At 48.1% G+C, this 9943-nt stretch carries 9 protein-coding genes and 4 tRNA genes; all 13 read left to right on the forward strand.

The window, feature by feature from the left end:
• The first annotated feature begins 12 nt into the window (after window positions 1-12).
• The gene (gene mutL / locus M1L23_RS11930; protein WP_252627666.1) at window positions 13-1761 is read left to right on the forward strand and encodes a DNA mismatch repair endonuclease MutL; all 1749 of its coding nucleotides are present in this window, start codon (window positions 13-15) and stop codon (window positions 1759-1761) included.
• Entirely contained in the window at window positions 1761-2714 is a 954-nt protein-coding gene (gene miaA / locus M1L23_RS11935; RefSeq protein ID WP_252627675.1) for a tRNA (adenosine(37)-N6)-dimethylallyltransferase MiaA, read from the forward strand. Before mutL ends, miaA begins: the two co-directional genes overlap by 1 nt.
• A gap of 165 nt (window positions 2715-2879) precedes the next feature.
• On the forward strand, window positions 2880-3131 hold the full coding sequence (gene hfq / locus M1L23_RS11940; RefSeq protein WP_252627667.1) for an RNA chaperone Hfq: 252 nt from the start codon (window positions 2880-2882) through the stop codon (window positions 3129-3131).
• A gap of 42 nt (window positions 3132-3173) precedes the next feature.
• The gene (gene hflX / locus M1L23_RS11945) at window positions 3174-4466 is read left to right on the forward strand and encodes a ribosome rescue GTPase HflX (protein ID WP_252627668.1); all 1293 of its coding nucleotides are present in this window, start codon (window positions 3174-3176) and stop codon (window positions 4464-4466) included.
• Between the two features lie 42 nt (window positions 4467-4508).
• Window positions 4509-5669: an FtsH protease activity modulator HflK gene (hflK, locus tag M1L23_RS11950; RefSeq protein WP_252627669.1), complete on the forward strand. Its 1161-nt coding sequence runs from the start codon at window positions 4509-4511 to the stop codon at window positions 5667-5669.
• A 2-nt stretch (window positions 5670-5671) separates the two neighbouring features.
• Window positions 5672-6553, forward strand: a complete 882-nt coding sequence (gene hflC / locus M1L23_RS11955; RefSeq protein ID WP_252627670.1) for a protease modulator HflC — start codon at window positions 5672-5674, stop codon at window positions 6551-6553.
• A 97-nt stretch (window positions 6554-6650) separates the two neighbouring features.
• Window positions 6651-7805, forward strand: coding sequence for an aminotransferase class V-fold PLP-dependent enzyme (locus M1L23_RS11960; protein ID WP_252627671.1), 1155 nt, complete (start codon window positions 6651-6653; stop codon window positions 7803-7805).
• Window positions 7806-7883: 78 nt separating this feature from the next.
• Window positions 7884-9185, forward strand: a complete 1302-nt coding sequence (locus tag M1L23_RS11965; protein WP_252627672.1) for an adenylosuccinate synthase — start codon at window positions 7884-7886, stop codon at window positions 9183-9185.
• A 152-nt stretch (window positions 9186-9337) separates the two neighbouring features.
• Window positions 9338-9413 (forward strand) — tRNA-Thr (locus M1L23_RS11970).
• Window positions 9414-9428: 15 nt separating this feature from the next.
• A tRNA-Tyr gene (locus tag M1L23_RS11975) sits at window positions 9429-9513 on the forward strand.
• A gap of 34 nt (window positions 9514-9547) precedes the next feature.
• A tRNA-Gly gene (locus M1L23_RS11980) sits at window positions 9548-9622 on the forward strand.
• A gap of 15 nt (window positions 9623-9637) precedes the next feature.
• A tRNA-Thr gene (locus M1L23_RS11985) sits at window positions 9638-9713 on the forward strand.
• Window positions 9714-9819: 106 nt separating this feature from the next.
• A partial coding sequence (locus M1L23_RS11990; protein WP_252627676.1) for a GTP-binding protein occupies window positions 9820-9943 on the forward strand: 124 nt, incomplete at its 3' end.

Genomic DNA, 9943 nt, shown 5'->3' on the forward strand with positions numbered 1-9943 from the left:
ATAGTTAAAACCATGCCTATTCAATTATTACCCACTCAGCTTGCCAACCAAATTGCGGCGGGCGAAGTGGTTGAACGTCCTGCTTCGGTGGTAAAAGAGCTGGTTGAAAACAGTTTAGACGCCGGTGCCAACGAAATTACTATAGAGGTAGAAAAGGGGGGGAGTCGCCGTATTCTTATTCGCGACAATGGCAAAGGTATTCCCGAGCAAGAGCTTACCTTAGCTTTAAGCCGCCATGCCACTAGTAAAATTTCTACTCTAGACGACCTTGAAGCAATTATAAGCTTGGGTTTTCGGGGTGAAGCCTTAGCCAGTATAAGCTCGGTGTCGCGCTTGCGCTTGGTGTCGCGTACCGCGGAACAAGATTCGGCCTTTAGTGCCTTTTGTGAAGGCCGCGATATGGCCGTTACTGTAGAGCCCGCAGCACACCCTATTGGCACCTCGATAGATGTGGAAGACTTGTTTTTTAACACCCCTGCGCGACGTAAGTTTTTACGCACCGAAAAAACCGAGTTTGGCCACATTGAAGAAGTAGTGCGGCGTATTGCTTTAGCTTACCCACAAGTTAGCTTTCGCTTACACCATAATGGCCAGCTGGTACGTCATTACCCAGCATTACGGGGCAATGCCGAACCGTTAACCCGTATTGGCCGCATTGTGGGCAAACGCTTTGCCGACGAAGCTATTTATTTAGAGCATGAATATGGAGAATTAAAGTTAAGTGGTTGGTTGTCGCCGCCCGAAGTTTGCCGCCACCAAAACGACGTACAATACTTTTATGTGAACAACCGCATGATGCGTGACCGACTACTAAACCATGCGGTGCGGCAAGCATACGGCGACTTGCTCGCCGACGACCGCCAGCCTTCCTTTGTGTTGTATTTGTCGTTGCCAGCCCGCGACGTAGACGTAAACGTGCACCCAGCTAAACATGAAGTACGCTTTCATCAGTCGCGCCAGGTACACGACTTTGTACTTACTACCCTACGCGACGCACTAGCCCAAGCGGCAGGTGTTGACCCAAGCATGGCCCACGAGCCTGTGCCGCATCAGTATACTGCGCCAAACCCAAACCGCTACGTAATGAGCCCAGGCACAACAAGCCCAAGCGGTAGTAAGCCAAGCCAAAGCCGTGCTGCAGGCTCTGGTTATGGAGCCGGTGCAGTTGCCCGTACTGCAGCAGCTAGCTGGCAGCAAATGTTAGCAACACCATTGCTTGAAGGCACCAGCGCCGACGCGCAAAAAACTGACTGGCAACCGCTGTACCAGTTGAACCCCACTTGGTTGCTGATGGCGAAAGGCGAACAACTAGGGTTAATCAAGCTGGCTGAGCTACAAGCGGCTTTGACTCGGCGCAAACTTGATCAAGCTATTGCCGTTGGGCTTAGCGGCCAGCCGTTGTTATTACCAACGCAGGTGGAAGTTACTGGCGTAGCCAGCTGTTTGGCCCAATACCAAACGCATTTAAGCCGGCTAGGTGTACAGCTAAAGTTAGTGAATGCTAACCAATGTGCAATTTTGCAAGTGCCGGCTATGTTACGGCGCACCGCAGTGGCAGAAACCGTGCCAGCGCTATTAGCATGTTTGCAACAGCAACCCGCCAGTGTTGCTATAGACGAGCGCAGCGATGTGCTGCAATGGTTAGCTGAACAAGCCAACGAAACTATTGCCGCTGCTAGCATGCAACAAAATTGGCAGCAATTAAGCGCTACACAACGGCCCACCTTACACCCACTAAACTGGCAGCGAGCTATTTTATGATACAAGCAGGCGATGGGGTAATTTGTATTTCAGGGCCTACGGCGGCGGGTAAAACAGCATTAGCAATGGCCTTATACGACAGGTTTCCCTGTGAAATAATAAGTGTCGATTCGGCGCTTATTTACCAAGGCATGAATATTGGCACAGCAAAACCAAGTGCCGCCGAACTGGCCCAGTACCCACACCATTTAATTGATATTTGTGATCCGGCTGAGTCGTATTCAGCGGCTGACTTTGCCAGCGACGCTAAAGCACTAATTACCGACATTATCCGCCGTGGTAAAACACCACTGCTGGTTGGCGGCACCATGTTGTACTATAAAGCCCTGCTTGCGGGGCTGTCGGAACTACCAGCGGCAAACCCACAAATACGCGCCGACATACAAGCACAAGCCGATGCTTTAGGCTGGGACTTGTTGCATGCACGCCTTGAACATATAGACCCAGTGAGTGCAGCGCGTATTCACCCGAATGATCCGCAGCGGTTAATGCGCGCCCTAGAAGTGTTCGCAGTAAGTGGGCAAACACTAACGGAACTAACCCAAGAGCAAAAGCCAGGCTTGGAACTGCCCAGTTGGCAAATAGCTGTAGCCCCAAGTGATCGAAAAGTACTACATCAACGTGTTGAACTACGCTTTGATCAAATGCTAGCGCAAGGGTTTCGTACAGAAGTTGAACAATTGTATGCGCGGGAAGACTTACATATAAATTTACCCGCCATACGCTGCGTGGGTTATAGGCAAATGTGGCAATTTCTGAACGGCGAGCTCACTTTCGAAGCTATGCGTGAACGTGGCATTATAGCAACCCGGCAGTTAGCAAAGCGCCAAATTACTTGGTTGCGATCTTGGCCAAGTTTAACCTGGCTAGATCCAACTGAAGGTCAGTTAGTTACGCGGGCCATGGCGGCTTTACAACAACCGCCGACAGCCCCTGAAGTTTGGCTGCCCTAAGTAGCTACAATTAAAGCGGAAGTATGTTTAGGCAATATTTATCTTGTGTTTTGATAGGCTTTAGCAACAAAATCTATATATTATAGCTAAACTAAAAAAGCACTGATGTTGAAAAATTATAAGTCGACCCAATAATACTAATAATGAGTAATAGGATACATAATCATGGCAAAGGGACAAATATTACAAGACCCATTTTTAAATGCGTTACGACGTGAGCGTATCCCTGTTTCAATTTATCTTGTGAATGGCATAAAGCTGCAAGGTCAAATCGAATCCTTTGATCAGTTTGTAGTATTGCTAAAGAACACAGTGAGCCAAATGGTATATAAACATGCCATTTCAACGGTTGTACCGTCGCGCATTCCAACCCAATATCCACCACAAGCAGGGCAAGAGTACGACGACAACCATTAGTTTTTACATAATCACCTTTACGAGGTGCAGGAGTGTGCTTGTTTGTTAGAAAGATATGAAGGTGGTGAGCAAGCAGTGCTGGTTCATGTAACTTTTGTTGCTGAGTCGGCAAGAGAAGATCTTGAAGAGCTAAAGTTATTAGTGTCTTCAGCGGGGGTAAATGCAGCTACTGTAGTAACTGGGTCACGCAGTACCCCCGATTCCCGTTTGTTTGTGGGTAGCGGCAAGGCAGAAGAAATAGCTAGTGCCGTAAAAGCAACAAACGCCGATGTTGTTATATTTAACCATGCGCTTAGTCCCTCGCAAGAGCGAAACTTAGAGCGTGTATGTGAATGTCGAGTCATTGATCGGACCGACCTTATTTTAGATATATTCGCCCAACGAGCGCGTACCCATGAAGGTAAGCTACAAGTTGAGCTAGCCCAGTTGCGCCATAAATCGACCCGCCTGGTGCATGGTCGAGACTACCTGCAAAGCCAAAAAGGTGGTGTAGGTATGCGTGGTCCGGGTGAAATGCAGTTAGAAACCGACCGGCGTTTAATTCGCGAGCGCATTAAAAAAATTACGGAACGTTTAAACAAAGTAGAAAAGCAGCGCGAGCAAGGCCGGCGTTCACGCAAGCGGGCCGACATTCCAACCTTAGCACTGGTGGGTTACACCAACGCGGGTAAGTCTACTTTATTTAACTTTTTAACCGAGTCGGACGTATATGCGGCAGACCAGTTATTTGCCACCCTCGACCCAACGTTACGGAAATTAGATTTAGGCGATATTGGCCCAGTTGTGTTTGCCGACACGGTTGGTTTTATTCGCCATTTGCCCCATGACTTAGTGGCGGCCTTTAAAGCAACGTTAACGGAAACTCGCGACGCCGACTTATTGCTGCATGTTATTGACGCTGCCGACGAGCGTTTGGCAGAAAACCAATACGAAGTTGACCAAGTGCTAGAAGAAATTGGTGCTGCCGAGGTACCTCAGTTATTGGTGTTTAATAAAATAGATGTATTAGCAGAAGTAGAGCCGCGCATTGATTACGACGACGAAGGCGTGGCGCGGGCTGTGTGGATGTCGGCAGAAACCGGTGCTGGCGCCGATTTATTACAACAAGCGCTGTACCAACGGCTGATGCCAAAAATGGTGGAAAAAGCAATATATTTGCCGCCGGCGGAAGGTAAATTACGCAGTGAGTTTTATAATTTGCAATGTGTACAAGCAGAAACCGTGCAGGACAACGGAGATATGTTAATATCTGTGCGGCTGCCGACAATTGAATGGCACAAGCTTATTAAAGAGTACGGCGAAAAATTAAACGAGTACAGCCACAAAGTAGGCTGAACATGCAAGAACCATTAAAACTAGTGAAAATTGGAGTAGTCAATGGCCTGGAATGAACCGGGAAAAGGCGGCAAAGACCGCGACCCTTGGAACACCAATAAGGGTGGGAATAATCAGGGGCCACCTGATTTAGACGAAGCTTTAAAGAGCCTTATGGGCAAATTAGGTATCGGTGGTGGCAAGGGCGGTAGCGGCTCGAAAGGCAGTGGCAACATACCTGCTAAAGGGGTTGGCCTAGCTGCGGCGCTGGTTATCGTGGTTTGGTTTATTGCCGGTTTTTATACCGTTAATGAAGCCGAGCGTGGTGTAGTGCAACGTTTTGGTGCTTACCATTCAGAAGTAACCTCGGGCTTACACTGGCGCCCTGTGTTTATTGATACAGTAACAAATATCGACGTAAATACAGTGCGTTCGTTACAAGCTTCGGGCTTTATGTTAACTGAAGACGAAAACGTTGTGCGGGTTGAAATGGCGGTGCAGTTCCGAGTGGTTGATCCGCGCGGTTACTTGTTCAATGTGGAACACCCTGAAGCTAGTTTAGCCCAGGTTACCGACAGCGCTTTGCGTTACGTGGTTGGCCATAACACCATGGACAACGTGTTAACGGTTGGTCGTGAAGAAGTTCGCCAGCAAACCTGGGAAATTATTGATCGCTTAATTACCCGTTATGGGCTTGGTTTAAACGTTATCGACATTAACTTCCAAGGTGCTCGTCCGCCAGAGCAAGTACGTAATGCATTTGACGACGCTATTCGTGCTCAGGAAGACGAAGAACGCTTTATTCGTGAAGCTGAAGCTTACGCGCGTGAAATAGAACCGACAGCACGTGGTCGAGTACGCCGTATGCAACAAGAAGCGCAAGCCTATAAAGAGCAAATAGTGCTTCGTGCCCAGGGTGAAGTGGCTCGTTTTGATCTGTTATTACCACAGTACAAAGCAGCACCAGAGGTAACGCGTCAGCGTATTTTCTTGGAAACCCTCGAGCGCATTTATGCCAACAACACCAAAGTATTTCTTGACGCCGGTGACAGCAATAACCTGATGTTACTGCCGCTTGATAAATTGCTTGAAAAAGCCGAGCAGCAGCAAGTAACTCAGCCAGCACAGCAAGGTCAGAATAGTGCGACGCCGCCACAACGGACGCCAGTTCAGTCGAGCAGCAACCGTGAAACGACACGAACCAGCAACCGAGGAGTTAACTAATTATGAAAAACTTTGTGTTTGTCATTATTGTTTTGTTAGCCATACTTGGCTTTTCTTCACTGTTTTATATTGCCGAAGGTGAGCGCGGTATTGTGCTGCGCTTTGGTAAAGTGGCACAAGAAAACGGCACTGCCTTGGTGTATCAGCCAGGCCTGCATTTCAAAATGCCATTTATTGAGCGTATCGTTAAGTTAGATGCCCGCTTAAAAACCCTAGACGGCCAAGCCGACCGCTATATAACCAGTGAAAAGAAAGACTTAATTGTTGACGCTTTTGTTAAATGGCGAATTCAAGACTTTGAAAAATACTACCTGTCCACCGGTGGTGGTAATCAACGTCAAGCGGAAGACCTATTAACACGTCGAATTAACTCGGGCTTAAGAGCCGAATTTGGTACTCGTACCATTCGCGACATTGTTTCAGGGCGTCGTGACGAGCTAATGGAGCAAGCGTTAATTCAAGCGTCGGAAAGTTCAAACGACTTAGGTATTCAAGTAATCGACGTACGGGTGAAGCAAATTAACTTACCCGACGAAGTAAGTTCGGCTATTTTCGACCGTATGGTTGCTGAACGCCAAGCCGTAGCGCGTGAACACCGTTCGCAAGGTCGCGAGCAGGCTGAAATTATTCGCGCCGACATTGACGCTCGAGTAACCGTAATGCTAGCCGATGCTGAACGTGAAGCACGCCAAGTGCGTGGTGAAGGTGACGCCGAAGCAGCTGAAATTTATGCCAATACCTATGGCCGCGACCCTGAGTTCTTCTCATTCATTCGTAGCTTAGAAGCCTACACCAGAAGCTTTGGCCAAGGTGATACGGTTATGGTGATTAGCCCAGACAGCGAATTTTTCAAATATTTCAATTCGTTACAGGCAGCTCAATAAGGTTGCTGAAGACAGGCTAAGCATTTGTTAACTTTTGCTGTATAAAGAAAGGGGGCTTAGCCCCCTTTTTTGTGTTTGTTAGAAAAGGACTTAGTTCATGTACAAGAAACACTATTCACGGTTTTTAGCCGCGCGGCCTGATCTGTTACATTGTGCGCCTCATAGCCATTACTACTGGCCCGATATTACGCGGGAAGCCCAGTTGCGCTACTGGGACGATTCAGCTCTGTATGCCGACGAGAAGTGGGGCTATTTGTTTAGTGAAAAAGTACCTGCGGTACAACAAGGTATTGCTCGCATATTAAATGTAAGTAACCACGAGCAAATTGTTTTTGCGCCAAACACCCACGAATTGTTGTACCGAGCTATATCAACTTTTGACTATGGGCGACCCTTAGCTATTTTAACCACCGATGCGGAATTCCATAGCTTTAATCGCCAAAGCCGGCGTTTAAAAGAGCGCGGTAATGTAAAGCTGGTGCGCATTGCTACCGAGCCGTTCGCAACCTTTGCCGAGCGTTGGCGCGACGCCGTTGCTTCCCACAGCTGGGACATGATATTTATAAGCCAGGTGTTTTATAATTCTGGCGTAGCAGCACCCTTACCAAATGAATGGTTGGCTGGGGTACAAAATGACGACTGTTTAATTATGGTCGACGGCTACCATGGCTTTGCTGCGGTTCCTACCGACTGGTCGGCCTATACCGACAGAGTGTTCTACTTGGCAGGGGCTTATAAGTATGGCCAAGCGGGCGAGGGCTGTTGCTTTGCGGTGGTGCCGTTAAAGCATGCCTATCGGCCAGAATACACGGGCTGGTTTGCTGACTTTGCCAGTTTAGCCAAAAGCCAAGCTGGGCCAGTAGAATATACGGCTAATGGCATGGCCATGGCTGGTGCCACTATAGACTTAAGTGCCTTGTATCGGTTCGAGTCGGTACTGAACTGGTGGCAGCAAGAACAGCTAACGCCGCAGCGAATACACGATTACATACGAAACTTGCAAGTTGCTTTTTTAGGCCGCCTAGACGAATTAAATGATCAACGAGTAAACCGCCACACGCTATTGGAAAATGGTTTAAACCGGCACGGTCATTTTTTTACCTTTCGATGGGGCTCGGCAGAAGCCGTTGCTGAATTGGCGCAACAGCTAAGAAGTGGTGGAATAGCAACAGATTACCGCAATGATCGGTTACGATTTGGCTTCGCTTTGTACCATAACGCCGAAGATTATCAGCGAATTAGCTTCGACTGAACAAAATTACTGCAAAACGCGCGGTGAATTCTGGTAGAATTACCGCCTAAAATTCCTCCTCAACGTTGAAAGAGTATCATGGGCAAGAATGTAGTGATTCTCGGCACCCAATGGGGTGACGAAGGTAAAGGTAAAATAGTCGACTTACTTACTGATCAAGCCACTTATGTGGTGCGTTATCAGGGTGGTCATAATGCTGGGCATACACTGGTTATAGACGGTGAAAAAACTGTTCTGCATTTAGTTCCTTCGGGCATATTGCGCGACAATGTTACCTGTATTATTGGTAATGGTGTGGTGCTTTCACCAGAAGCGCTAATGAAAGAAGTCGTTATGTTGGAAAGCCGCGGTATTCCAGTGCGTGAGCGTTTACTAATTAGTGAAGCTTGCCCATTAATACTGCCGTACCACATTGCCGTAGACCAAGCGCGCGAAGTGGCTCTTGGCGAACGTGCTATAGGTACAACTGGCCGTGGCATTGGCCCAGCCTATGAAGACAAGGTTGCCCGCCGTGCCATTCGTTTAGGTGACTTATTTCACCCAGAGCGGCTAGAAGAAAAGCTACGTGAAGTAATGGCGTACCACAATTTTATTCTGCGTGAATACCACCAGCAAGACGAAATTAGTGTTGACGAAGTGCTAGCTCATTGCTTGGAATATGCAGCAATATTCCAGCCTATGATTACCGACGTACCAGGCTTATTAGACGAAGCACGCTTAGCGGGCAAGCCGATTATGTTCGAAGGTGCACAAGGTACGTTGCTCGACATCGACCATGGTACTTACCCCTTTGTTACTTCGTCGAACACTACCGCCGGTGGGGTTGCTACAGGCGCTGGCTTTGGTCCACGCTATCTAGACTATGTGTTAGGTATTGTAAAAGCTTATACTACTCGGGTTGGCTCTGGGCCATTCCCCACCGAACTTGATTGTGAAGTAGGGCAGTACCTTGGCGTGAAAGGCCATGAGTTTGGCGCCACTACAGGCCGTAAACGCCGTACCGGGTGGTTCGACGTAGTTGCCCTACGCCGAGCAGTACAGGTGAATTCAATCAGTGGTTTATGCTTAACCAAACTAGATGTACTCGACGGCCTCGACGAAATTAAAATTTGTACTGGTTATAAAATGCCCGACGGTAGCATTAAAAGCTTGCCGCCAATGGCCGCAGAAGACTACGACCATGTGGTTCCTGTGTATGAAACTATGCCTGGTTGGGCAGAACGTACTGAAAGTGTCACGGAGTATTCACAGTTGCCTGCAAATGCGGTAGCATACATAAAGCGCTTAGAAGAGCTCTTAGGTGTGCCAATGGACATTATTTCGACAGGTCCCGACCGTGTTGAGACAATTGTTTTACGACACCCGTTTAGCCCAAACTAAAAGTGCCTAAAAATAAAAGGTGTGATTTCGCACCTTTTTTGTTCGAATTAACTATTTTTTGAGCGGTTGGCACAAAAAGAGTAAAAAAAGTGGCTTTCGGTGTTGCAAGACGTCAAATGATGCCCTACTATGCGCTCCACCTAACCGGTGGTGCCGACATAGCTCAGTTGGTAGAGCAACTGACTTGTAATCAGTAGGTCCCGAGTTCGACTCTTGGTGTCGGCACCAGTTAGAAAAATATGTGGAGGGGTTCCCGAGTGGTTAAAGGGATCAGACTGTAAATCTGACGGCTCCGCCTTCGCAGGTTCAAATCCTGCCCCCTCCACCATTTTTTGCAGGTCCGAGGTAGCCCAGTTCTGATTGCGGGTGTCGTATAATGGCTATTACCTCAGCCTTCCAAGCTGATGACGCGGGTTCGATTCCCGCCACCCGCTCCAACGAAATTTTATGTTGCTGATATAGCTCAGTCGGTAGAGCGCACCCTTGGTAAGGGTGAGGTCCCCAGTTCAAATCCGGGTATCAGCACCAGTTTCTTAAATCAGTTCTAAACTCCTTCCCTGCTGTACACTAATTATAAACCCCCATTGAAGCACTGGTGCTAACAAGCCACCGCGCATTCGAGAGAGAGGCTGTCATGGCAAAAGCAAAGTTCGAACGTACAAAGCCACACGTTAACGTAGGTACTATTGGCCACGTTGACCACGGTAAAACCACATTGACTGCGGCAATCGCAACCGTATTGGCAAAAACCTATGGTG

Origin of the sequence: Aliidiomarina quisquiliarum, from assembly GCF_023922585.1 — a bacterium.
In the GTDB taxonomy this organism is placed as follows: Bacteria; Pseudomonadota; Gammaproteobacteria; order Enterobacterales; family Alteromonadaceae; genus Aliidiomarina; species Aliidiomarina quisquiliarum.